Annotated in this window: 1 rRNA gene; it reads left to right on the top strand. The window is 53.5% G+C overall.

What is annotated here, in order from left to right:
- Positions 1 to 980, top strand: a 23S ribosomal RNA gene (locus AC2FAK_RS22905); the annotation flags it as partial.

Raw genomic sequence — 980 nt, 5'->3', positions numbered from 1 at the left:
CACAGGCTGTGAACTCGAAGAGTAGGGCGGGACACGTGGTATCCTGTCTGAATATGGGGGGACCATCCTCCAAGGCTAAATACTCCTGACTGACCGATAGTGAACCAGTACCGTGAGGGAAAGGCGAAAAGAACCCCGGCGAGGGGAGTGAAAAAGAACCTGAAACCGTGTACGTACAAGCAGTGGGAGCACCTTCGGGTGTGACTGCGTACCTTTTGTATAATGGGTCAGCGACTTATATTCTGTAGCAAGGTTAACCGTATAGGGGAGCCGAAGGGAAACCGAGTCTTAACTGGGCGTTAAGTTGCAGGGTATAGACCCGAAACCCGGTGATCTAGCCATGGGCAGGTTGAAGGTTGGGTAACACTAACTGGAGGACCGAACCGACTAATGTTGAAAAATTAGCGGATGACCTGTGGCTGGGGGTGAAAGGCCAATCAAACCGGGAGATAGCTGGTTCTCCCCGAAAGCTATTTAGGTAGCGCCTCGTGAACTCATCTTCGGGGGTAGAGCACTGTTTCGGCTAGGGGGCCATCCCGGCTTACCAACCCGATGCAAACTACGAATACCGAAGAATGTTATCACGGGAGACACACGGCGGGTGCTAACGTCCGTCGTGAAGAGGGAAACAACCCAGACCGCCAGCTAAGGTCCCAAAGTCATGGTTAAGTGGGAAACGATGTGGGAAGGCCCAGACAGCCAGGATGTTGGCTTAGAAGCAGCCATCATTTAAAGAAAGCGTAATAGCTCACTGGTCGAGTCGGCCTGCGCGGAAGATGTAACGGGGCTAAACCATGCACCGAAGCTGCGGCAGCGACACTCTGTGTTGTTGGGTAGGGGAGCGTTCTGTAAGCCGTTGAAGGTGGCCTGTGAGGGCTGCTGGAGGTATCAGAAGTGCGAATGCTGACATAAGTAACGATAAAGCGGGTGAAAAGCCCGCTCGCCGGAAGACCAAGGGTTCCTGTCCAACGTTAATCGGG

This window comes from Enterobacter cloacae complex sp. 394F7, assembly GCF_057320385.1.
Note: the sequence above shows the minus strand (reverse complement) of the source record. Positions and strands in the feature narration are given on the sequence as shown.